Origin of the sequence: Thorsellia anophelis DSM 18579 (assembly GCF_900111395.1) — a bacterium.
GTDB lineage: Bacteria > Pseudomonadota > Gammaproteobacteria > Enterobacterales > Thorselliaceae > Thorsellia > Thorsellia anophelis.
In genome coordinates, this window is the sequence record NZ_FOHV01000013.1 from 24994 (window position 1) to 49574 (window position 24581).

19 protein-coding genes are annotated in these 24581 nt (G+C 33.2%); 14 read left to right on the forward strand and 5 right to left on the reverse strand.

All coding sequences use genetic code 11. The annotated features are described in order from the left end of the window. Positions 1-78 precede the first annotated feature (78 nt). Positions 79-1581: a conjugal transfer protein TraH gene (locus BMW37_RS09020; protein WP_425441780.1), complete on the forward strand. Its 1503-nt coding sequence runs from the start codon at positions 79-81 to the stop codon at positions 1579-1581. Next, a complete protein-coding gene (locus BMW37_RS09025; protein ID WP_093319947.1) occupies positions 1582-5034 on the forward strand; it encodes a conjugal transfer protein TraG N-terminal domain-containing protein in 3453 nt (1150 codons plus the stop codon). Positions 5035-5122: 88 nt separating this feature from the next. Here the strand turns inward: BMW37_RS09025 and BMW37_RS09030 are convergent, their stop codons facing one another. The 3 genes from BMW37_RS09030 to BMW37_RS09040 form a co-directional block, all read right to left on the reverse strand. Beyond that, positions 5123-5710: a FlhC family transcriptional regulator gene (locus tag BMW37_RS09030; protein ID WP_093319950.1), complete on the reverse strand. Its 588-nt coding sequence runs from the start codon at positions 5708-5710 to the stop codon at positions 5123-5125. 46 nt (positions 5711-5756) lie between these two features. Further along, positions 5757-6083, reverse strand: coding sequence for a hypothetical protein (locus BMW37_RS09035; protein WP_093319953.1), 327 nt, complete (start codon positions 6081-6083; stop codon positions 5757-5759). A gap of 134 nt (positions 6084-6217) precedes the next feature. Next, entirely contained in the window at positions 6218-6472 is a 255-nt protein-coding gene (locus BMW37_RS09040) for a flagellar transcriptional regulator FlhD (protein ID WP_093319957.1), read from the reverse strand. 1428 nt (positions 6473-7900) lie between these two features. Here BMW37_RS09040 and BMW37_RS09045 point away from each other — a divergent pair. The 12 genes from BMW37_RS09045 (at position 7901) to BMW37_RS09095 (ending at position 22274) form a co-directional block, all read left to right on the forward strand. Further along, on the forward strand, positions 7901-8659 hold the full coding sequence (locus BMW37_RS09045) for an SDR family oxidoreductase (RefSeq protein ID WP_218139504.1): 759 nt from the start codon (positions 7901-7903) through the stop codon (positions 8657-8659). Positions 8660-8711: 52 nt separating this feature from the next. Further along, positions 8712-10187 (forward strand): FAD-binding oxidoreductase, encoded by a 1476-nt coding sequence (locus BMW37_RS09050; RefSeq protein ID WP_093319962.1) that lies wholly within the window; start codon positions 8712-8714, stop codon positions 10185-10187. Positions 10188-10328: 141 nt separating this feature from the next. Beyond that, positions 10329-11768 carry an FGGY-family carbohydrate kinase gene (locus BMW37_RS09055; protein ID WP_093319965.1) on the forward strand — a complete coding sequence of 480 codons (1440 nt, stop codon included), beginning with the start codon at positions 10329-10331 and terminating at the stop codon, positions 11766-11768. A 313-nt stretch (positions 11769-12081) separates the two neighbouring features. Then, the gene (locus BMW37_RS09060) at positions 12082-13377 is read left to right on the forward strand and encodes an MFS transporter (protein ID WP_093319968.1); all 1296 of its coding nucleotides are present in this window, start codon (positions 12082-12084) and stop codon (positions 13375-13377) included. Positions 13378-13845: 468 nt separating this feature from the next. After that, a complete protein-coding gene (locus BMW37_RS09065) occupies positions 13846-14559 on the forward strand; it encodes a MurR/RpiR family transcriptional regulator (protein ID WP_093319972.1) in 714 nt (237 codons plus the stop codon). Positions 14560-15253: 694 nt separating this feature from the next. Beyond that, positions 15254-17011, forward strand: a complete 1758-nt coding sequence (dhaK, locus tag BMW37_RS09070) for a dihydroxyacetone kinase subunit DhaK (RefSeq protein ID WP_093319975.1) — start codon at positions 15254-15256, stop codon at positions 17009-17011. Between the two features lie 311 nt (positions 17012-17322). Continuing rightward, the gene (locus BMW37_RS09075; RefSeq protein ID WP_093319978.1) at positions 17323-18093 is read left to right on the forward strand and encodes a hypothetical protein; all 771 of its coding nucleotides are present in this window, start codon (positions 17323-17325) and stop codon (positions 18091-18093) included. A 35-nt stretch (positions 18094-18128) separates the two neighbouring features. Then, complete coding sequence (locus tag BMW37_RS15750; protein WP_281241270.1) at positions 18129-18251, forward strand: hypothetical protein; 123 nt, start codon at positions 18129-18131, stop codon at positions 18249-18251. A gap of 204 nt (positions 18252-18455) precedes the next feature. Then, positions 18456-20348 carry a MotA/TolQ/ExbB proton channel family protein gene (locus BMW37_RS09080; RefSeq protein ID WP_093319981.1) on the forward strand — a complete coding sequence of 631 codons (1893 nt, stop codon included), beginning with the start codon at positions 18456-18458 and terminating at the stop codon, positions 20346-20348. Between the two features lie 128 nt (positions 20349-20476). Beyond that, positions 20477-21130, forward strand: a complete 654-nt coding sequence (locus tag BMW37_RS09085) for an OmpA family protein (RefSeq protein ID WP_425441782.1) — start codon at positions 20477-20479, stop codon at positions 21128-21130. Positions 21131-21133: 3 nt separating this feature from the next. Beyond that, positions 21134-21643, forward strand: a complete 510-nt coding sequence (locus BMW37_RS09090; protein ID WP_093319986.1) for a hypothetical protein — start codon at positions 21134-21136, stop codon at positions 21641-21643. Positions 21644-21731: 88 nt separating this feature from the next. After that, a complete protein-coding gene (locus BMW37_RS09095; RefSeq protein ID WP_093319989.1) occupies positions 21732-22274 on the forward strand; it encodes a hypothetical protein in 543 nt (180 codons plus the stop codon). Between the two features lie 41 nt (positions 22275-22315). Here BMW37_RS09095 and BMW37_RS09100 read toward each other — a convergent pair whose 3' ends face one another. Together BMW37_RS09100 and BMW37_RS09105 are read right to left on the reverse strand one after the other, a co-directional pair. Then, positions 22316-23935: a nuclease-related domain-containing DEAD/DEAH box helicase gene (locus BMW37_RS09100; protein ID WP_093319992.1), complete on the reverse strand. Its 1620-nt coding sequence runs from the start codon at positions 23933-23935 to the stop codon at positions 22316-22318. 422 nt (positions 23936-24357) lie between these two features. Beyond that, positions 24358-24540, reverse strand: a complete 183-nt coding sequence (locus BMW37_RS09105) for an SIR2 family protein (RefSeq protein WP_093319994.1) — start codon at positions 24538-24540, stop codon at positions 24358-24360. Between the last annotated feature and the right edge of the window lie 41 nt (positions 24541-24581).

A 24581-nucleotide genomic window follows, 5' to 3' on the forward strand; every position in this document is an offset into this window, starting at 1 on the left:
TTAGGAGTAGAAATGCCAAACAAATCAAAGGTTCAATCCAGATATTCAAGTTTAAATTTTACAGTAGAGGAGGCAATCATGCCTATAAAAATTAAGATTTTTAATTGCAAGAGTAAGTGGTTTGTCCTAGGTAAACTAATAACTAAACATTTGGGTAAAGATGCCAAGGCTGTGAAACAGTTTACTTCCTATCGATATATTCGGGTGATTAGCTTGAGTTTCATCATTACTATAATGCCTAGTTTCTCGGTATTAGCAAATGTAGAACATCAAATGGAGAGATTGTTTGGGACAATGACTAATATTACAGCGCCAGGTGTTTTTGAAACACAAAGGCGAGGTGTTATAACAGGGGGAAGCGTAGTTTCTAGGCATAAATTAATGGATACCAACCTTGTTTCATTCGTGCCTCCCTCTGCACAAGCTGGATGTGGGGGCATAGATATGTTCGCTGGAAGTCTATCGTATATTAATGCAGATCAGTTTGTTCAATTACTGAGATCCGTAGCCTCAAATGCAAAAGGATATGCTTTTCAGCTCGCTTTAAGTGCAATGTGCGAAAAGTGCTCTCAGCATATTGAAACTTTACAAAAAAAAGTACAGCAATTAAATGAATATTTTGGGCAGTCATGTCAGTTAGCTCAAGGCATTGTCAATGATTCAATCGGTGCTTTTCAGTTAAAAGGACAAAGCGAGGCAAGTCTTTTAGGCTTAACAGAGGGAGTAGGGGATGTTTTTACAACATGGTCAACATCATCTGGAAAAAATTCATATGAACATATACAGGAGAATAGTTCTAAATCAATTGCACAGGCGATTATGGGAAATTTGGTTTGGCGAGCACTTAAAAATAATCAAGTGGAAAATTGGTTTAGCTCAGGAGATGAGCCGTTACTAGAGGCAATTATGTCTGTTACAGGCTCATTAATCGTAGGACCATTAGAATCTGCTCCAGATAATTTAGGTCAAACTCCTAAATTAACAAAATTGCCGGGACAGCAGTTGACTTTAGAGGATTTATTAATGGGGGGTGAAGTGACGCTCTATCAGTGCGATGACTATGATCAAAATGGATGCTTGCATCCTATACTCACACACATGAACATTGAAGGGTTATCATCTAAAGTGACGACATTACTAATTGGTAATAGCACTAAAGCTGGGATAATTTTTAAATTTGCTCATAATGACATGGTGTTAACGGAAGAAGAAAAATCTTTTATGGCTGTTGCACCTGCTCATATAGGTACTATGATTAGAACCTTAAGTGCCATTAATGAAGGTGCAGCTAGAAGTTTTGCACAGAGGGCCGCACCCATTATTGCACTTGAACTCTCATACAGACTTATCAGCGACATGATGAAAAGCGTTAGAGATACCGCTAGTTTAGACAATCATGCATACCAAAAATTATTGCAAAATGAACTTGATAGAATAGAAATTTTAATTAGTGAGTCTTATCAAACACTGATAATGAGATTTGGGACAGAGCAAGATATTATTCAGCACTATAACCAACTTCTCCAATTACTCCCGCATAAACGTTATGTTAATGTTTCAATTAACTTGGCAGAGGCATAAATGTGGCATATCTATTCAATAGGTGATAGTGCTTTTCTTGCTCAGGTATTAAACGCAGTTGCAATGTTGACTGGAACAGGTGATTTTATCACATTAGTAAAGATTGGCTTTTTAATTGGAGTGATTTTTATTGCGTTTAAATCTATCTTAAATGTTGGTAAGGGGATAGATTTCAGTCAATTGCTTATAGCTTGGATAGTTTTTGCTATTAGCTTTGGCCCCACAAGTAAAGTGGTGATTGAAGATGTCTATACTGGACATGTTCAAGTTGTTGATAATGTTCCTATAGGAGTGGCATCTGTCGGAGCGATTGTATCAAAGATAGGGTTTGGATTAACAGAGTTATTTGAACAAGCCTTCTCTACACCAACGATGACTCAATATGGCTTTGCTTCAAGTTTAGAAGCTTTGATTGAAGTACGTACAGCATTATATAAACAAGTTAATATGCAGGTAGCAAATAAATTTTCAATTGGCGATATGGAACTCTCCTGGTATAACTATCTTAAGGAATGCACTTTAATTGGAGTCGATATTGGACAACTGTCATTAGCAAGCATAATGAACCACCCTTCACCCATAGAGGCTGTAAAATTTGATTCCAAGGTATATGGTACCGAAATTATTATGTCAAATAGGCAAGAGTTGATGGATTGTTCTGAAGCATATGCAGCACTTAAAGCTATGACTGAAAGTGAATTTATTCCAAAATTGAAAGAGTTACTAGCAGCAAATTTGAGTCAGCAGCCAAGTTTTGATGTTGATAGCATTATCCGGTCATCTTTAAATCATTTAGGACTAAGTACAATCAGCATACAAAATTTTATGGCAGCATCTATTCTTTTACCTATTTATGAGCAAGCTGCAGTTGGTAAATATCAAGATGAACAAGCTTTTACAAGCGCGGTTATGATTAATCAAGCTATTTTGCAACGTAATACTCAATGGGCTGCTGAAGCTCAGCTATTTAATAATATCGTTAGACCTATGATGACCTTTTTCGAAGGATTCATTTACGCGATTACACCTTTAATGGGATTTGTTATCGCACTTGGTTCCTTTGGAATTAATATGACCTGTAAATATTTGGTTATGCTACTTTGGATTCAGCTTTGGATGCCACTTTTAGCAATTATTAATCTCTACATACACCTTAGTGTCAATCGAAAAATGAGTGCATTAATTAATCAAGCTGATTTTCAGTTCTCATCCTTTTCGGGTATGCAAACATTAGATAGCCTGCTACAAACTTGGATTGCTACAGGTGGAATGTTAGCTTCTAGCGTGCCTGCCATTGCATTAATGTTAGTATATGGTTCATCAGTTACAGCAACCCATCTTGCAGGAAGATTACAAAATAGTGATACAATTGATGAGAAAATTTTGACGCCAGATTTAGCAAGCATTGCACCTGTTACCCAAACTCAATCACTGTATCAAACAGGCTCTCTTACTGGTACCATGAAAAATGGTAGCGATCAATTGATGAGCCAATTTTCAGTCAATCACGCCATGTCTAATATCAATAGTGCAGCAAACGAAGAATTGATGCAGGCAACAACACAATTTTCTCATCAATTAGGGCAGTCTTTAAGTAAAGGATTTAGCTCTTCACATACCATTGATTCTTTAAGTTCAATTGGGGAGTCTATCCGTTCAAGTCAATCTGAATCTTCAGATATGGTAAATAAAATAGCTGATGATTTTCAGACTCGGTATGGTTTTAGTGACGATAAGCAATCTGCGGTAAGGGGACTTGTAACGGGAGTACTATCAGGTAACTTATCTATAGGTAAGAATGGAAATGTGATTAACAGAGAAAATGGTCAAACTGAAATGTCACTATCTGAATTTTTTGGCAGCAAAAATAAACCTAGCCTTGGACTAAAAACAGGACTAGCAGGGCAAGCTGAATCAATGGAAAGTGTCGGTCAGGCTAAATCAGCGCAGTTATTAATTGGCGAGCTCACTAATCTTTCTACTAGTGATAGTATCAAGAGTGATTTTATGCATGCAATGAGTAAAGATATTAGCCGAGGTAGTCGTTCAGGTATTTCTAATCTGATTAATCAACAAGATGAATCTAAATTAGTTAAATCAGCCCAAGATTTGCAAAGTGCATCAAAACGCGTTACTCAAATAGCACAAACAAGTTTATCGATGCAAGGCCAAAAACAAACAGATGGTGCAACCTTAACAAAATTAGCAGCAAGTAACTCACATGTTATTGATTATTTGAATCAATATATGACAGACCATCCTGAAGCTGCAGGGAGAATGCGTTCACAGCTTCCGCTTTATCAATCTCTTTTATCAGATGATAATCAAGCGTATGTTGCAGCTTCACTTGAAGCATTATCTTATGACCAATCACATAATCCTGCAGAGCGGGATAATGATAATCAAGCAGCACTCAATATTATGGGGATGGCAACTTCAACCCGAGCAACGATTAACCATCCGAATACACATAGGCAAATGGCAAATATTCCTACGATAGGTAAGCAAACGTCAGAGATACAAGCTAATTTAAGCCCAGATCTAACAGGCACTAATCAGCTCCAATCTCAATATGCAAATAGTTCAGATAATTATGCAAAGGACTTTAGTGTTAGAGAAAATGAACTGCAAGCATTTCAACATATTAGTAATAAACGAGTGAATGATAATCACAGTTTGTACGGACAGGCTGGTGATGCAATGATAGAGAAGGTTTTGACTGATAACATACTTTCAAATCAACAAGGAGTTAGTAAATCCAGTCAGTTTTTTAATGCAATCGATACAATAGGAAAAGCAAATTTAAACTATACAAATGCAGCAACTCATGCCCTGAATAATTTAGGAAATGATTACAAAACTTATTATCAAAAAGCACTGAATGATACCGATTCAAGAGGGATTTTACATACCAGTGCAATAGCATCTGAAGCAACATGGACTGGGTTAAAATCGGCTTTAAACGCCGGTATTGAAATGAATAACCCTTTAGAGGCATTTACTCAAGCATATCAGGAGTCCAATCATAATGGCGCGCCAGATTTAAACTGGGGAACACGTGTTGAGGCAATTATGGCCGGATTAGGAGGAGCTGCAAAACATAATCAACTTGGTCCTTATTTAGATAAATATGCTAATGAATTCAAATTATCAGCATATCAAGAGGGAATTGCAATGGGATTAACTAGACTGCAAAGCCAGGTTTTTGCTGAATCTTTTAATGAGGGAATTTTTAATCGGGTTTTTCATAGCCAAGAACCAAGTACGTGGTCTGATGAAATTATCAGTTTAAGAGATAAAATAGTTGAAAGTTATCCTGAGCAAAATGAAAACACGCAGGCTTTAGTTAACAAACAAGTTGGTATGATTATGGAGGCGTCACTATCTGGTCAAAATGCGCGTAATGAGCTTATTGATATTCGAGCGTATAATATGAAAACTCATAGAGAATAAACGCATCAGAAAGGACAAAAAGCGCTTGGCTATTTGTCCTTTTTAAAAAAATTGAATGTTGAGACTGTTATGATATTTCAGTAACAGATCACTTAGTTAACTTTTTTTTGGTAGTGTTTGTTAGCTTGCAGTGGGGGCATTCTAATTTTGTGGATTGTTCACTAGCTTCAATATAAGCACAACCACTTGAGCAACGCCTGAAGATAATTCTTCTGCTGATCAATCCTTTGGCAATAACCCATGCTTCATTTATGTCAAATTTTTTCCATTTAGGAGTTTTGTCTAAATTAAGTACAGTTCGTATTTCTTCGTAACAATTATAGCTTTTGATTAAATTATTTAAATCTATTGATTTATAATCTGACTGTGCAAACTTGATGTAGATTTCTAGGAAAATTGCCGCTTCTATTTGGCGACTTTGAGTGCTTAATAATGATTCAATCGTTGGCATTTGGCCTCCTTTAGGGCTTTCTGAAAAGATACCTCTAAAAAAATCCCTTAAATGAGTAAGTGAAATATCTAATGAACTGGCTATAATGGTAATTTTGATACCCGCTTTTAGAAACTTAATTGCTTCATACTGAATGTTGATTCTCGAAATTTTTGATTTAGCTAATTTGTCAGGGTTATAAGATAAATCTTTTTTGTATGGTGTTTTAGTTTTTTTATTTTTCATTTGATCCTTCTCTTTTTTAAATTATATATATTGTTGATGTTAAATCTTATTTTTCAAAGTGGCTACTTTTTTTAGGTAAATCATCCATGCTCGGTCTGAGCAGATTATTGACACATTTTAATCGCCATAAGGTTAAAGTTTCTTTTCTAAAAAAGAGATCAATGTCTTTAGTAGGAAGTAATACCTTATAATGTAGAAAAGGGCTTTGGATGATATGGTCTAATTGAGAGTTACTAAGCGTTGAAAGCTTAACGATAACACTTCTTGGTAAAGGGCAGCGTAGAACAGCTTGATCGATATCGGCTATACTAATTGAACGAAGTAAATGCATATACTTTAAGTTGAAAATTGCTAGCTGGTTTTGAGTTTCCATAAATTCCTTTTTTAGGTTAACAGATTGATTTAAAATTAGAACTTATAAAGGAGCTAAGCTTGTAATCAACACTTAGCCACTTCATCAGTTCCGTATGATGAATTCAAAATGAGGATTTGAATTCATTAATTTTCTCATTTAAATTTTAAATGAGAATAATTTGCAAGCATATTCTTTAAGTCATGCTCTGTAAGAGTAGGTACTAAAAGCAGTATGCTACTTTGCGATAAAGTGAGTAATTGTTCATTAGTAAATGTCGAAAATAATGCTACTTGTGATTTAGTAAGATTAAAAAGCTTTATTGCATCATCTGGATTATCTTTTGTCATTTTTTGAATCAGTAAAAAATACTCTAAGTTCAAATCACTAATTTCTTGTTGAATATTCATTTTAACTTCCTTTTAATTTAGTTCGTGAAACGTACTTCTTAAGATATGTACATTTCAAATTATATTTTCCAAATTAAACATACATCCTGCGATGCAGATTTAATCATCAAGCATATACAAAAAATAATCCGTAAGGATTATCCCATATAAGGCAAAAACCTGTAATGGAAAGTGAATATACTCATAAACATATTCAGTGAATTAACAATCTTATCTAATGAATTCTTATAAAAGAATTGCAAAGATTAAAAAATGTTAAGTTTCTCTCCATTGTTTAAACTAGATTCTATTATAAAGCGAAAAAAAGCAAAAATGTTTATTATCTTCAATTTGACAGTTTATCTTTTTATCAGTTGTGATGTTTTTATTTGCGTCTTATTATTATTTCTTTTAAATCAATATTTTAGTTAAATTTTCTCGATTTGGTAAAGTAAAAACATTTAAACACACATTATTATCAAAATCATTACCCAATTTACATTCGATTTGTGGTATATGCACCATTTTTATTAATGTGAAAATTTTGATATAGCTATAGCTGCAAACATATAAGCAAAAAAATAAATAAATTTTGTATTGTGTTATTTTATAGTTATATATTTTATTCTTGCTGTTTTAGACTAGTTAGATATTCAAAGTAATATGTGTGTGTTTATCATATAACTATATAAACATCTTGATTTTTTAACTGGTAATAATTATTCTGAATTATAATTATTGTAAATTGATGTTTAATCAAAATTAGGTTTTCAGAGAGATATTAAATAGAAAATAATGAATGGAGAATATTATTGTTTGTAAAATAATATGGTTGAATATTACTATTGTTTTGTAATATTTATTTAAATAAATGTATTGATAATCCGCTTGCTTAATTCTAGTTAAAAATTATGAGTGAAATTTTTCGCTACCTTGACATAATTTAAATTTGAAAATTAAATTTAATTAAGCATATTTGTGCTGAAAATTTAACCTTTATCTAATTTAAGTGCTGATTTGCCCATGTAAAAATGGTCCATTGGTGTGGTACTTATCCAAGAAATTTTCCATTTTAGATGTGTCATGGAAAAACTTAAGCAATAAATGAGTTGAGTTAGGTCATTTATAATCTTGTTAGCAAAATGATGCAGTTAGAAGGGTAAAAACATTTTTTTACTTCATTACTTAGTTATTGTAATTTAAATTCAATAGGTTAATTCTTTATATAGGTTTTTTTGTTACTCGTTTCGCTTAAAATTGTTAAAAATGTGATCTATGTCTTATAAAAAAATGGAAAAAATGGTAGATTACAACAATATTTTCCATTTTATTTCTTTATTTGTTATTTTATGGAAAAATTTTCCGTTTTAGATGCAGTGTATGAACTAGTAAAGTTAAAAAACTAAATTAGGGGTGGTAAAAATGTTAGAACAAGTAAAGGCATTCAGTATGGACTTATTTTCCTTAAAAGGTAAAACAGCATTGATTACTGGCGGGAATAGTGGTCTTGGCCAAGCTTACAGCATTGCATTTGCAAAAGCTGGTGCAAACATAGCTGTTGTAGCCATGGCAGATGATGATGGTGAAACGGAGCGTTTAGTGACTGAATGTGGCGTGGGGTATCATTTTGTACTTGGAGATATTACCAAGGAAGGATTCCCAAAGACAGCTGTAGAAAGTGTTGTAGACCATTTTGGTAAAGTTGATATTTTAGTCAATAATGCTGGTATCTGCATCAATGAGCCGGATGTATTGAAATTCACTAGAGTTCAGTGGGACAAAATGATCTCTGTCAATCTCACAGCGGCATTTGAAATGTCTCATGAAGTGGCTAAGTATATGATTCCACAAAAAAGTGGCAAGATTATAAATATTGCATCAATGTTTTCATATTTAGGTGGGCAATGGTCACCTGCCTATGCATCTACAAAACATGGGATTGTAGGATTAACTAAGGCATATTGTGATGAACTAGCACAATTCAACATACAAGTTACTGCAATTGCTCCAGGTTATTTTGCCACACCTCTTACTGAGAAAACTCGCTCTAATCCTGAAGCTAATGCAAGAGTTTTGTCTCATATCGCCGCTAATCGTTGGGGTGATATTGCAGACTTGATGGGCGCTGCTGTATTTTTAGCTTCTGATGCGTCTAATTACGTAAACGGATCTGTAATTGCGGTTGATGGTGGCTACCTCGTACGTTAAATCAAAACAAAATTTTAAATCTAATATTCAACTCTATTTAAGGAAATTTATTATGTTAACTAAGCAAGCAACACTAGACACATTAAACACACTATTAAAAGCAGATCAAATCGTTTTAGATCATGATAAGCTTTATGATGCAGCTGCAGACCGCTATAAAAAATATGCCAAATTTAAAAATCAATTAGATTCACCAATCCCAACTGCAATAGTGTTACCAGAAAGTGCAGAAGACGTTGCAAAAATCCTAACTTTTTGTAATGAAAATGATGTTAATGTGATTGCAAGAAGTGGTAAAACCGCAACTGAGGGCGGGCTTGAAAACTGGAGAGACAATACACTGGTTGTGGACTCAGCAAGATTGAATAAAATTATCAAAATTGATACTTATAATATGGAAGCTACCGTTCAAGCGGGTGTCTGTTTACAGACATTAGAAGATGAAGTTAGAAAATTAGGTTTCACAACAGGACATTCACCGCAATCTAAGCCAGTTGCTCAATATGGTGGTTTAGTAGCAACAAGAAGTATTGGCCAATTTTCTACATTGTATGGTGGTATCGAGGACATGGTTGTTGGTCTTGAATGCGTATTTCCAAATGGACATATATCAAGAATAAAAAATGTACCTCGCCGTGCTGGTGGCCCTGACATCCGCCATGTAGTAATTGGTAATGAAGGTACCTTATGTTTTATTACTGAAGTCACTGTAAAACTATTTACTTACTATCCTGAAAATAATCGTTTCATAGGTCATTTAATTAAAGATGTGGCATCTGGTATTAAAATTCTTCGTGATGTCATGGCTGCTGGATATCGTCCTTCTGTAGCAAGAGTATATTCAGAGGAAGATGCAGCTCAGCATTTTAGCGACTTCCATGAAGGTAAATGTATTTTAATTTTTATGTTAGAAGGGCCATCGAAAATTGTTGAGGCAACATTCGACGGTATTAACGATATCATTAATACACATCAGTCAGGCTTACTTAAACAAGTAGATGCAAGTTTAATTGAGAATTGGTTTAATCATCTTAACTGGTCACAAGCTAGAATTGAGAAAGAAATTGATGATATGGTGAAATACAGTAAGCATGATGGTTTCACTACGGAAATCTCAGCGAATTGGGAAGACATTCCTAAAATTTATGATAGCGTTATTAAGCGTATTAGAACTGAATTCGCACGTAGCGAAGACCTCACTATGTTGGGTGGACATTCGTCTCATAGTTATATTAATGGTACTAATATGTACTTTGTTTATAACTACAATATCAATTGTGAACCACGTGATGAAATGAGCACTTACCATCACCCTATCCAGCGTATAATTGTTGAGGAAACGCTTAAATTTGGTGGTTCTATGTGTCATCACCATGGCATTGGTAAATATAGAAATGAATGGACTAAAGACGAGCATGGAAGTGCTTACTACATCTTAGAAGGGTTAAAGAAAACGTTTGATCCTAATGGCATTATGAACTTTGGTTGTATCTATCCTCAACCTAATACTGAACATTTTTTTAAATAATTATTTAGTTAATTAATTTTGAGTATTAACCAAGCATTGCTATTGTCTGGTTATAGATACTAGTAATGCTTAGGTAAAGAATGTATCAGATGATATATGCATCAAAGCTTTTATTTAATGCAAATGGTATAGGGTTATAATATGAATAAATTATTCATGGGTATAGATTGCGGTTCTCAAAGTACTAAAGTAGGTATTTTTGATCAGTTTGGCAATGAGATTTGCTATGGGAACGATCTTTTAAGGCCTACTGAAACACCAAAACCTGGTGTTGTTTATCACCCTGATGAAGATTTGTGGGATAGTTTAGTGCGTGCTATTGAAAATTGCCTCTCAAAATTTGATGGTAATCGAGAGGAAATTTTAGGCATTGGGCTATGCACTATTCGCTGTTGCAGAGTTCTACTTGATGAACAGGGGGCGTTAGTTGAACCAGTTATTAGCTGGATGGATATGCGGATGTCTAAACCTTATGTTCATTCAAATAACAGAGTCTCACATGTTACGACCACTTCAGGTTATTTATCATTCCGTTTAACGGGAGAACGGAAGGACAGCTGCTCTAATCATGAAGTTTACTGGCCTATGGATTTTCAAACATTAGAATGGCAAAGTGATGATAAAATTGCTCAATGTGGACTTAAACGTAGTCAGTTATTTGATTTAATTAAGCCAGGGGAATCGTTTGGAAAATTAAAACCGGAGCTGGCTAATAAATTTGGCCTAAAAACAGACATTGAAGTTTTTGCAACAGGAAATGACAAAGCGGTAGAAGTATTAGGTTCTGGATTAAATGCTGAAGGGCAAATAATGATTTCACTAGGAACCTTCATTTCAGCAATGGTATATCGTGAAAGTTATTTTGAAAATGCTCAAACATTTTTTCCAACGTTAGCCTCAGAGCCTTTTAAATTTGTTTATGAATGTACAGGTATTAGGCGAGGAATGTGGACTGTAAGCTGGTTCAAAAACTTAGCAGGAAGCGAAATTACTCATTTAGCTGAAATTGAAAAAATCAGTGAAGAAGATGTTTTGAATAGGATTGCTGAACAAATACCACCAGGTTCGGAAGGATTAATTACTATACTTGATTGGTTAAGTCCCCCAGATAAACCCTACCGTAAAGGCATGATGATAGGACTAGATCAACGTCATACTAAATTTCATATGTATCGATCAATATTAGAAGCAATTGCTTATACGATTAAAAATAATATTGATTCAATGGTAAATGAGACAGGGATGGATATTAATCAAGTAACAATCATTGGTGGTGGCTCGAAAAGTGATATTTTAGTTCAAATTATTTGTGATCTTTTTGGATTAAAAACACAGACGATGAAAGCGAGTAGTTCTGCTTGTCTAGGGGCTGCAATGTGTGTTGCTGTAGGCTTAGGGATTGTTCACAATTTTGAACAAGCAAAAAATAACATGGTCCATGTCAATAAAGTTTACATGCCTAATTTGCAAAATCATATCTATTATAAATCAGTTAATGAAAATGTATTTTCTAAAGTTAGAAATTACACTGATCCATTCTTAGAAATGGCTCATCCTTATTTAAATGCAAGTGTAGTTTAAAATAATACAGAGTATAACTTTATTAATTAAGCTAAATAAATAATTAGTCTGAAAATCTAAAAATAATTTATATCTAAATATTATGATATTTAGATATAAATTTGTATGAATTAATGAATGATTATCTATTTTTCAATGATTTAAATCCTATTTTTAAGTGAAGTGTCTTAGCTGTTTTCTATTCTATCATGATGAGCATCGATCGATTATTAATTTGACTAATCAAGTCTGAATTAATAGTGTTTGCGAGCTATATTCCGATGGGTAATTTGGTTTTGATTAAAACCTTTATATTTTATTTGGGGATCAGAATATGGAAAGTGAAAAATTAAGTACTCGTAGTAGGTATTTAAATCTACTATTATTAACTGTTGCAGGTGGTGCAATCTACCCAATGCTTTATATGCGCCAAATTTATCAAGATACTATGCTTGAAGCATTTCAACTAACTAATGGTCAGTTAGGTGAATTATACTCAATCATGGGACTTTTGTTTTTTATTAGTTACTCACCAAGTGGTTGGCTTGCAGATCGTATCAAGCCAATGAAATTAATTACAATCTCTTTGCTTGGTACTGGGCTTTTAGGCCTTTGGTATAGCACTTTACCAAGTTATAGTATGCTTTTAGTTATTTATTCAGGTTGGGGAGTTACGACTGGGCTTACTTTCTGGGGCGCAGTGATGAAGCGTATCAAACTAATTTCATTTGAAAACTCAACTGGGCGTTTTTATGGTATTTATGACGGAGGTAGAGGATTAGTCGAATCAATCTTGGCTAGTATCGCGCTGTTTTTATTTTCAATAGCGGTTGGAGCTGATGGAACTAATGTTGTTGCTGGATTAATTAATGTTATTCATATGTACTCTTGGATCTGTATTGTATTAGCTGTTTTATGTTTTATTGGAATATTTTATGAAAAAAATACCGGTTCGGATAATGATAAAGAACAAGCAAAAGCTGAACCAGGCGCTTTAGTAAAAGATTTGATTTTTATCCTCAAACAACCAGAAGTGTGGTTAATCGCGATAATCATCTCTTCAGGTTATCATTTATTTTGGGCAACATATAGTTTTTCTGGTTACTTACAATCGGGCGGTTGGGGATTCACAGCGGTTATGGCTGGAACCATCACCACAATTAAATTATGGTTGAGGCCTGTTGGTGGGGTTGCTGGTGGATTCCTTGGAGATAAATTCGGTAATGTTAAGATATTAAATGCCTCATTAATACTCAGCTCACTTGCCTTAATTGCATTGATTTTTACACCTATGATGAGTTTACCTGGCAGTGTATTAGTCGGATTATGTATTTTCTTTATCTTATTTATTGGGTTATTAACCTATGCGATTCGCGGACTTTATTGGGCGATTATTGAAAACTTAAAAATCCCTGAAAGCAAATTAGGGCTTGCTATAGGTGTCATTTCTGTTATTGGCTACTGTCCAGATATTTTTATACCATTAATTAATGGCTATATCATGGATTATTTTGAAAATGGCGCTAAGGGATACCAAGTGTATTTTGGTTATACTGCCGTAATGTCTAGTATAGGAATTATTTCTTGTTTTATATTAAGCAAACGAGCAAAACAAAGATTAAAAGTATAGTATTATTTTGATTTTAGCTGTTAATACGATGCAAAACTACGGCTATTCGAGCATGTTTTTGCATCTATTAAATCGCATGATTACCTAAAAAATTGTAATTTATTAGAAAGATTATGATGTTTTGATTTAAGTAATATTTTAAAGCTTTAACCATCAACTGAGGATTTTATCAGTTAAAAAATTTTTACATTATCATATCAGTTGGTTTTTAGGTAACTTTATTAGATATTTAAAACTCTAAATATAGCTTTGGTCAGCTATAAGGTTTATTCTCAGCAAGTTGATACCTTTCTATTTTTTATATAATTATTGGTGCTATAATATCCGAAGTTGTTTTTATAATTATTTAAAATAACCCGATGAATTTATAATTAATTGAATTGACTTAATATAATAATAAATATTAGATCTTGTTTCTATTAAAATTAAATCTGGATGCTTGTCGGATATTGAAAAAAGGAAGGGTTTATGATTAAAGTAGATGGCGCTGGTTTAAATCCGTTAGAAAAGGTAATTTTCTCTGACTCAAAACTTCACATTAGGTCTAATAGCAGTATTAAGATCACTGAACTAGCTCATCAGCTCAATGTTTCACCTTCAAAGATATCTAAATTTGTTAGGAAGTTAGGCTTTGATTCTTTTAAGCAATATAAAGAATTTATTAAAGTTGATGAGTCATTGCAAATAAAACAGAGACAAGACTCTAATGAATTAGCAAGAATAGCCAAGTACATTTCAAGCTTTGACAATTCTCTAGTTGAAGCCTTTTGGTACAAATTAAGCGCTTGTAATAAACTTATTATTTATGGAATTGGACCATCATTTATTGTTGCAGAATATTTTGCTTATCGATTAAGAATTGCTTCGAATATTTTCGTATTAGCAACAAATGAAGAAACAGTGGTTCGTAATTCAGACAAGGAAGACACTAAATTACTAATTTTATCTACAACAGGCCAGTTCAAGTCATTTGAGGATGATATAGCTGGTCTTAATTACAATGAAATTATATTCCTATTTGAAGAATTAAGATTTTTTGAAGGGTTACGTGATCATACGATATATTACTTGACCCAGGCGTCAGGTGACAACTCGCTTAAACCGTATGAAAAATCAAGAACACTTTTTTTTATTTTTTTAGAAGAAGTCATCCAGAAATTTCTTCTAAAGGCAAAGTTATAAGTATTTTTAGTGATTTCTTGATGCTATGTCCAATAATAGCATTATATTTCTGGTCTAAAATATAGCTTCTGGTGTATCTTCTATGCGAAGAAGTGAAGGTTTAGTAAATATTGTCATGAGACCCAAATTACGGTTTTTATATGTTATCAGTAAACGAAAAAATTGACACTTAACGTTAGCTAAAATATGTATTTTTCAAAGTTTAATATTTTTAAGTTATTGATATAATAAAATTATTCTTGGTGTAAAGGTAAGGTCATTTGTAGCCTATGTTTAGAATAATAACGAATAGTTTTATTATATTTGCGATTAACTAAGGTTCAAGTTTATCCTATTTTTCCCTGTCACAGAAGTCCACTCAACAGATACCATATTTTTCATTAAAACTATTTTACCCTCGTCTAGTATGATTAGTTCAATATTCAGCTACTAAAAATTTAATCCATATCCCATTTTTGCAATTTAAATTTTTGTCTAAAACATTTACATGTTATACAGAAACACACAATAGATATTATAGGTAAAAAATAAAATTTCGCATAATAATCTGTTTTTAATGTTTATTTTTTCCTTTCGGTTTTTTTGAGTATTAAAAGTAAAGTTAAATAATATTTTTTAGATTTTGAAAGCTATGCGAATTTTTAAATGATTAACAAATAATAGATTATGTAGATAACATTTTAAGGAATATTAGATGAAAAAAATTATTAATTCAGTTGAGAATATTGTTAGTGAAATGTGTCAAGGTATCGTACTTGCTAATCCATCACTTGAGTTAGATTTACACAATAGGATTATTTATAGAAAAAATACTAAAAAAGATAAGGTTACATTAATCAGTGGTGGTGGTAGTGGCCATGAACCTGCGCATGCAGGCTATGTTGGAGAGGGGTTATTAGATGCAGCAGTGTGTGGAGATGTATTTGCTTCTCCAACACAAGTGCAAGTCTACCAGGCAATTAGAAAAGTTCAAAATGCTGCTGGCTCACTATTAATTATAAAAAATTATAGTGGGGATATCATGAATTTTCAAAGTGCTCAAATGATGGCAGATGATGATGGTATCATCGTTGATTCGGTTAAGGTAGATGATGATATTGCTGTTCAAAATAGCCTTTATACTGTAGGGCGTAGAGGGGTGGCAGGCACTGTTTTTGTCCATAAAGTAGCAGGTGCTGCTGCTGAAGAAGGATTACCTCTTAGTGAAGTAAAGCGTCTAGCTCAAAAGACAGCTGATTCGGTTAAAAGTATTGGTTTTGCATTAAATTCATGTACTGTTCCAACAAAAGGTACTCCTACATTTGATTTAGGCCAGAATGAAATTGAATATGGGGTGGGAATTCATGGTGAGCCTGGTATCAGTAGAGAGTCTATACAAAATAGTCAAACGCTTGTCCAGAAAATGATGCTCGCTATAAATTTAGAACTAAAACTTTCAAGTGAAAATGAGGTTGCTATTTTAGTTAATGGATTTGGTGCGACGCCTTTAATGGAACTATATATTGTCTATTACGACGTTGCAAAATGGTTTGCTGAAAAAGGCATTACTATTCGTTATGCTCTAGTTGGCAATTATATGACAAGTATTGATATGGCAGGGGCTTCATTATCAATTTTAAAAATAGACGATGAGTTACTACATTTTCTAAGTGCACCTTGTGACGCTCCAGGCTTCAAACAAACCACTTATATTATGCCAGAACCATTTGATTTGTCTTTACAAAGTAAACAGAAAACGAATCAATCAAATTATTTAAGGGAAACTAATCCAAGTTTAGCAATAATAAATGGGCAATTCTCAGCTCAAAATATGATCTATTTAATAGATTGCATGGCAGAGATAATTATCAAAAATGAAGTTTATTTTTGTGAGCTTGATGCTCATGCTGGTGATGGTGATTTTGGTATGAGCCTTGCTAAAGGATTCAAAGAATTAAAGCATCGATTTGAAGAGCTAAGTTGCATAGATAACAATATAGGATTATTTCTTGAAGAAATTTCTTTGATTTTAATGGCATATTGTGGCGGTGCTTCAGGTCCAATCTGGGGAGCTGCATTTAGAAGTGCAGGGAAAAGCATTGGTGCAAAATCATTCATAACCATATCAGATTTCGCAAATATGATGCAAGCTATGGTTGAAGGCATTCAATTGACAGGAAAACGTTCCTTTGGACGTGGCGCTGAAATTGGAGATAAAACTTTAATTGATGCACTAATTCCTGCCTCAGAATCGTGGCATTTTAGTGCGAATAACAATCATTCATGGCGTACTGCATTTGAAAAAGCAGCAAAAGCTGCGGTCGAAGGAGCTAAAAATACTGAGTCATTTGCTGCTAAAATGGGGCGAGCTGGTACAGCAGGAGAGAGAAGTATTGGCTTTCCTGATGCAGGTGCTCATGCTTTAGGGATTATTTTTACAGAGTTATCCACTATGATGACGTTCAACGATTAAAGTTGATACTTTGCCGTAAGACTCCTTAGCAGATATGATTGCTGCTAAGGTTTTTAAACTATTTATTTTATATGAAAGTTACCCTCTTTTAGAAACATTGCACTGCATTGTGATTATGTAGTGATATCCGCCTTCAGTTTGCTTTGACATATTAAGAACATATCTAAAAATGACCCTCAAAGTATCATTTAATTAATACTTGAAATGATTTCTTTCAAATTTAACTTGGACATGTAAACTTTCTTTATGAAATGCAAAGATGATCTTGGTTGAATTGCATTTTTATTTCTTGAGGAAAAATCACAATTTAAATGGCTGGGGTTTATATGAGATATTGTCGAAATATAGTCGTAATTTTAATTTCTATGTTTTTATTACAAGGATGTATTAATTTAAAAATTCATAGAAATGTGTTTAGCGATGCAGTTTTAGACTCTACGGATGCATTTGAAGGATCTGTGCTTGAAGGAGAAGATGATATTATTACAGGATTTGCCTTTAATCCTGTTGACAAAAAAATGATGATAATGACCAATAAATACCAAATTATCGCTCCTATGTCGGAACAATTGCAATTTATATTATCAGTAGATGAAATTAAAGATCACATCATCCCTTACTCTAGAAATTATACTTACCCAAATATGACATTATTTCTTGAGTACTCAACCTATACAGGTGTATTACATAAAAAACCAATATTAAATCCTTTAGTCATTAGCATGTGTTTTAAAAATAGTTTATCAACAGATGATAGAGAAAAATTTAAAACGATGCTAGAAAATGAAAAAATTATTTTTTATACATATGAAGAAATAAAAGAGAAACCTTGTTTTAATCTTGAGTTAACTGAAAAAGGAGGCGTTATTCTTCCTTTAGATGAGAATTTTGACGGTTCATTTATGACTAAACTAACAAGGCCAATACCATATAGATTTATTACGAGATTACCCAAAAATTCGACTAAGTTGGCAATCCAAAATGGTATAGCAACAGGATTGTCTCCAATTACTACAGTGTTAGATGAAGTATATGAAGTTGGGCAATATATTGCTTTACCAATCACTATATGGTGGATGTAAAAATTAGGGCGTAATTAAACTGAAAGGAAAAAAATATGACTAATAAAGTTATTGTCGTCATTCTGGTTTCATCATTATTAACAGCCTGTGGTGCAATTAATGAAAAAAGTGAGTTATATGAGCAAGAAAGGTTGTTGGATTTACTTAGGAGTGAATAGTTGAATTTTAATGTTAATTACTTCAATTGGTTGATGTAGGTGGGGTGGTCTAACAGAAGCGTGATACTAATTCATTAAGCAAAAATGTTGAGGATGTGTAATAATTAGACTATTTTATTTCTATTGGGCATTAGTAAGGTATAATACCCATTGAACTTCATAAAATTGTCTAACACCTATTCGTTGACTTAAGAGCTTAATCATATGTTTAATACCTTTTATAATCTAGTTTTGGATGGTGGCATCAATCAACAGTTTTTCGTTGTAATGCTAATCATCTTTTTTATCTCATTGGCTTGTCTTGTTTTTAAAAAGTGGATGCCCTTTGTAGACTATACGCCTTCACTGTTAACATCGATAGGGATTTTTGGAACATTTTTAGGAATATTTTTCGGACTATTAGATTTTAACCCCGCAACCATAGATAATAGTATTGAGACTTTGTTAACAGGTTTAAAGACTGCTTTTGTAACTAGTCTGATCGGCCTTGTATTATCAATGATATTTAAGACAATCCATACTATTTTTGAGTCTAGACATAACGCTAGCGAAGAAATTACGGTCAAGGAGGATATTACGCCTGCTCATATCTATCAAGTCTTACAAAATCAATTCAATACACTTGATAAGATTGCGGATAATTTGATTGAAAAGGGTGATGAATCATCTGTAGGTCAATTAAAGTTATTACGTGAAGAGACTAAAGAAAACCAAAAACAAAATGAGTTAAATCTTGAAGCATTTCAAACTAAGTTATGGACTAAGTTAGATGAGTTTAGTGATATACTCTCGAAATCCGCTACTGAGACGATAATTGATGCATTAAAATCGGTTATAGAGGATTTTAATAAGAATCTAACTGATCAATTTGGCGAAAACTTCAAAGAGTTGAATGATGCAGTATTCAAGCTTGTCGATTGGCAAAATAATAATCTCCACGAAATGGAAAGACTTTTAGCACTGCATAAACAAAATTCTGAAAGTGTTGAACATATCTCAAAATCTACAAATCAAATCAGTCAGTCTATGTCCAATGCTGTTAATTTTTCTGAATCTCTTGAATCGGTATTAACCGTTAACCAGCATCAAATAAATGAATTATCTAGGCATCTTAAGACTTTTTCTGATATGAGAGACAAAGCGATAGAAGCTGTACCTATTATTCAGTCTAAGATAGAGCAAGTGACCACTGAATTAACAGATGGGGCTAGCTTAATTAATGAATCTATGACGAATGCGTCGACTCTTATGACTGAATCTATGACAAATGCAACTACCATGATAACTGAGTCGATTGGAGATGCTTCATCTAAAATGAGTGAGTCCTCTGAGACTATCTCAAAACAATTGACACAAGCGGCTAGAGCAACTAGTCACATTTCAGGCCATTTTAATGAGACGATGAAAGATTTAATTGATAAGTTTGATGAAACTTTTAGTTCGGTGAGTCATGAGTTTGAAATATCTCATAACAAAATGAGTGAAGTTTTATCTACTAATACGGATATGATATTGAATCAAATTGGCGAGCATACTAAACTTAATGTAGATAAGACTACTGAGGCATTAAATGTCCAATTTGTAACATTTGAGAAAGTCATGCAATCTCTACTTAACCAGCTTGAGACAACTCATCAAGCGATATTAAAAGATTTTGGTATGTCCCAAGATAGCATTAGTGAGTCGGTGAAAGAGCATACGCAAAATGTGCTTGCCGCTATAGAATCACAAGTTAGCAGCAGCGTTGCAAAATCAATTGAGACTATGAATAATCAAGCTAATTCATTTGATAAAGCGACACTAGACGTGGTCAATCAATTTGAACAAGCCGTTAAAGCGATTACACAAGAAGTTCAAACTGCACAAATTGATATGAGCAAGCATTTAATTAGCCACAGTCAAACCGTTCTAGGGGGAATAGAGCAGCATGTTAAAGAATCAGTTGAACATTCTAATAATGCTATTAACAGCCAGCTTAAATCTATTGATGAAGGTCTTGAACAATCCCTTAATAAAGCATTAGAAGATTTAGGCAGTGCATTAGCAACTATAGCTGGGCACCTTATGGCATCATATAAATCTAATACTGGCCAGTAATAGATTATTTTAATCGATATTGATTTATAAGTAGGACTCATTGTGGTATGAAAAATATATTTGGAGAGTCATCCAAAAGAGTGAAAAAAGCAGATGCGTCTGAGCAATGGATTAGTGTGTCAGATTTAATGACAGGGCTTATGGTAGTGTTTTTATTTGTAAGTATTGCCTTAATGCGACATGCACTAAATGAACGCGATAAAGTGAAAATTGAAAGGGATAAGGTTAAATCGATTGCTGTAGCTTACCAACAAAACCAAGTTGCTATCTATGATGCGTTAGATAAGGAATTCTCAAATGATTTAACTAAATGGAATGCTCAGATTAATAAAGAAACATTGTCTTTTGAATTCAAATCTCCAGATATTTTGTTTGCTAAAGGTTCTTATGAGTTAACTGAAGGGTTTGAATCTGTGTTAGGGGATTTTTTTCCAAGATATATGCAAGTTTTAAACCAGTTCAAAGAATCTATTAATGAAGTAAGAATTGAGGGGCACACAAGTAGTCAGTGGGGAGATATTGAAGATCAAGATGAAGCCTATTTTAATAATATGGCGTTATCACAAGCTAGAACACGATCAGTATTATCCTATATTCAATCTTTAGAGGAGATTAAATCTCAACGTGATTGGATCAGAAATCATGTAGCAGCTGTGGGATTGTCGTCAAGCAAACTTATTTTAGATGATAACGGGGTTGAAGATTCCGATAAGTCTAGACGTGTTTCGTTTAGAGTGAACACGAATGCAGATATTCAAATTAGAAAAATAATTGAAGAGTAAATTATGGCATTAAAGTATGATTTTTCTGCATTATGGTATATTGCTGAGCAGTTAGGTGCTGATCGTCAAAATATCACTATAGAGCCCAAAATAACAGAATCCAGATTAGTAACACAGGTTGAAAATGAACCTACTGAAAAAAAGCCTTTTTTTAGTGGCATTGAAGGCTTAGTCATAGGTGATGGACCTAATCAAATTAAGGTTAATGCAGCGGGTGAATTTAGAATTGAATCTGAGCCTGTATTTATCTATATTTATGATCATTCATTTAATTTTCATCAAGTTATTGCAGGGGAGAAAGAAGGTAATAAAATTCATGTTTATAATTGCCAGCTTATACAAAGAATGATAAAAAGAAGGCCTGAGCAACGTTATATTGCGATGAGTAAACGTTCAGATAAGTATCCGATAGGTGCAGTTATCGATGGGGTTGTACTTGAAGGATTATGTTCGCTACAAATATGCGGTAGTTGCTTGAAAGAACGTAATCGTGATGCTGAGTTCAATTCATGAATTTTAAAGCGTGCATAGATAAGATTTTTAATGATTTCTTTTGCTTTTAAAAGTATTAATCGAATTACCATTATTTAGGTTGCTTATATTGAATAATATGAAAATTAGGCATTTTAGGTCCTTATCATTTTATATATTCGTTGCTATCACTGTAGTCTTTATTTCTAAAGATAGATTTTACGATTATAGTCTTGTTTATCTACATATCAATTTTAGACCGTTTACGGGCGAACTCTTAGAATTAAGTAAGGAAATAGAATCGCTTAGCCAGCTTGTTTATCAAAATGGTAAAACACAGAAACTCTCATTTTTTGTAAATCCTACAGATTTAATTATTATTGTTCCTCCTTACTTTAATTTTAACGACTTGGCGATATCAGGCGCAGTTAATCCTAACCAGCTCGACTGGATGGAATACCAAACAATCGCTATTGAAACAGGTCAGATATTTTTGGTGAGAGATAAAGTCGTAATTGATCATCAGCTTCTGAGTGGTCAAATTACACCTAGTCCCATCATTTTAACAGATTCATCAAATGAGATAATGATTTATAAAGATATTCTTGCAACGAGACCTATCATACTAAGCATGGTAAACCCACAATACAGGGACAATAACGCATCTTATTAATTGATACCGACAAAATTTATCCTATTTAAACAATTTGCTCTTTAGCTGTTAATAATGTAAAGCAGGCTTTTAGCTCTACTGCAGCCTATATATAAAATTTCATTTTTCTTAATGATGTTATCATCTAAACCGAATAAAATTACAACATCAGACTCTAGTCCTTTAAAAGATTGAATTGTGCTATATTTAATTTTATTCAAGATATTTGTATGGCATTGGTCTGTTAATTCAAATCCATTAGTGCCTATTAACCATTCTGGTGAATTAATCAATTTATTGTAAGGATACAAGATAGCTATTTGTTCAGGTAAGATATATTCTTTATCAATTAATTGAGATAGAAGGGTATTTAGCTGCTTACCTATACTCTCAGTAGAATCTTCTGAGTAAATTTTAGGTGCGATTCCGCCATCAACTCTAAACTTATTTGGGAGTGGGAAATTGCCTTGCATAGCTGCAAATTCACCAATAGGTCGGGTATTACGCAAATTATGTTCTAGTTTAAAAGGTTTCCCTTTAAAAGGTTTTTCCCATTCAGATTTATTCACATACAGTATTTGCTGTCTATCATAAAAGCAATACCAATTAAAATCAGGGACGCCTAATGATTCTAAAGCTATCCACCAAGTATTTAAAAAATCATTAGCTTCATCAACAATTATCGTATCATATTTTTTTTCCAGAAAAACTGATGCTTGAAATAAGTGCTCAGGACTTTCTTCTTGAAAAAATGCTTGGATCTTATCTTTATCGCTCGGTACTGTATAAGGCATCCCAACGGATTGTACTGTAAGTTTTACTAGTTCATGAAATGAGAGAACAGTAAGATTCTCAACCTCACTTAAGCTAGTTGCAATGTATTGGGCTAATTGTTTATTGAAACACGTAAAAAGAACTCGTTTCCCTATATTTGCATGCTGTTTTGCGATAAAAAGTGCAAGACGTGTTTTTCCTGAACCAGCCCCACCTTCAACGAGTAGACGATTCTGGTTTTTGAGAATAGATAATATCTCAATTTGTTCTAAAGTTGCCTGTTCTAATGCTTGAATGGAATCATCAACTGTTACCCTAAGGGGCTGATTAATTGTAATCGTCGGTGCTAATAATGTATGTAGAGCTCGTATTTGATGCTGCGCCCATTTAATCTTTGATGCTTTATGTTTAGCGATTACAGCATTAAAAATGTCCATTAAGTGGTTTTCAGGTGTACCTAAACTATTTCTGTCTAAAATAAAGGATCGTGCCGGACAATCAGCATCAATAATTTCAACGTTCCAGATAATATCGGGAAACCACACTGCATGCGTAAAAATCAGATTATCTAATTCAGAAGGCTTTAATTTACTTTTAATTCTTTCAATTAATGCATACTTATTGCGTCTTGCTTGAGAAAACGGAGATGATTTCATTACTCGTCCAGATTCATAGTGCCAAGTGCCATTTGCAACATAAACACCATTAGCTTTAATTTCAATCACAATTACGCCAAAATTTGGATGAAACACAATGATATCACTTTCACCTATTTGTTCCCCACCTGTATTAGATAAATTACGCCATTCAACACTTTCAAATATTTGCCAAGGTAGAGGTAAATTAGATAATGCATCTTGAACACGCTTTTCGGCTGCAGCGCCAATTTGTAAATGATAAGGTTGCATGGTAGTTTTCTTCAAAGTTAATTTGATTTATCTATTATGAGTATGATGAAATTGTAGCTAAAAATGATAAAAGTTACAAATGTGTAATTTTTTGAAATAAATTGATGTTAATTAGTTTGATCTGTTTAAACATTAATCAGTTAACTCTATCCAATTAATTTGAAAAAATTACTTTATACCAGTCATATTAAACATCCTACAATCAAACTAATACCGAGATAAATACCCTATGATACATTTTAGATAGTTGTCGATTGAGAAGGAATAGAGTGTATGGAATTGATTGATACCTAGAATCAAATTAGCTGTGAGTTAAAGAATTATTATAATATAAATTACCTTATTAGATATTTGAGTATGCTACTACAGAAAATGTATTGGGGCCTATCTACCCCAATAATTGGATTGGACAAAGTTTGTTATTAAAATTTAAATTTATCAACTAATTGTTCAAATAAAGTCAAAGGTCTCAAGCTAATTTGTGATTGGCATTCAGGACAATGCATGCCATTAGGCGTCATTATTAAATCACTCCTTTGGATTGTATCATCTACCCAATTACATTTAGGGCAATAAGCTTTTAGGGGAATGGGAGGGGCTATCATAATGTATTGTTCCTCTTATAAATAATATTACATTTATTGGT

Coding starts and splice junctions, on each gene's coding strand:
- BMW37_RS09020 (WP_425441780.1), top strand. CDS start 79: ATGCCTATAAAAATTAAGATTTTTAATTGCAAGAGTAAGTGGTTTGTC.
- BMW37_RS09025 (WP_093319947.1), top strand. CDS start 1,582: ATGTGGCATATCTATTCAATAGGTGATAGTGCTTTTCTTGCTCAGGTA.
- BMW37_RS09030 (WP_093319950.1), bottom strand. CDS start 5,710: ATGAAAAATAAAAAAACTAAAACACCATACAAAAAAGATTTATCTTAT.
- BMW37_RS09035 (WP_093319953.1), bottom strand. CDS start 6,083: ATGGAAACTCAAAACCAGCTAGCAATTTTCAACTTAAAGTATATGCAT.
- BMW37_RS09040 (WP_093319957.1), bottom strand. CDS start 6,472: ATGAATATTCAACAAGAAATTAGTGATTTGAACTTAGAGTATTTTTTA.
- BMW37_RS09045 (WP_218139504.1), top strand. CDS start 7,901: ATGGACTTATTTTCCTTAAAAGGTAAAACAGCATTGATTACTGGCGGG.
- BMW37_RS09050 (WP_093319962.1), top strand. CDS start 8,712: ATGTTAACTAAGCAAGCAACACTAGACACATTAAACACACTATTAAAA.
- BMW37_RS09055 (WP_093319965.1), top strand. CDS start 10,329: ATGAATAAATTATTCATGGGTATAGATTGCGGTTCTCAAAGTACTAAA.
- BMW37_RS09060 (WP_093319968.1), top strand. CDS start 12,082: ATGGAAAGTGAAAAATTAAGTACTCGTAGTAGGTATTTAAATCTACTA.
- BMW37_RS09065 (WP_093319972.1), top strand. CDS start 13,846: ATGATTAAAGTAGATGGCGCTGGTTTAAATCCGTTAGAAAAGGTAATT.
- dhaK (WP_093319975.1), top strand. CDS start 15,254: ATGAAAAAAATTATTAATTCAGTTGAGAATATTGTTAGTGAAATGTGT.
- BMW37_RS09075 (WP_093319978.1), top strand. CDS start 17,323: ATGGCTGGGGTTTATATGAGATATTGTCGAAATATAGTCGTAATTTTA.
- BMW37_RS15750 (WP_281241270.1), top strand. CDS start 18,129: ATGACTAATAAAGTTATTGTCGTCATTCTGGTTTCATCATTATTAACA.
- BMW37_RS09080 (WP_093319981.1), top strand. CDS start 18,456: ATGTTTAATACCTTTTATAATCTAGTTTTGGATGGTGGCATCAATCAA.
- BMW37_RS09085 (WP_425441782.1), top strand. CDS start 20,477: ATGACAGGGCTTATGGTAGTGTTTTTATTTGTAAGTATTGCCTTAATG.
- BMW37_RS09090 (WP_093319986.1), top strand. CDS start 21,134: ATGGCATTAAAGTATGATTTTTCTGCATTATGGTATATTGCTGAGCAG.
- BMW37_RS09100 (WP_093319992.1), bottom strand. CDS start 23,935: ATGCAACCTTATCATTTACAAATTGGCGCTGCAGCCGAAAAGCGTGTT.
- BMW37_RS09105 (WP_093319994.1), bottom strand. CDS start 24,540: ATGATAGCCCCTCCCATTCCCCTAAAAGCTTATTGCCCTAAATGTAAT.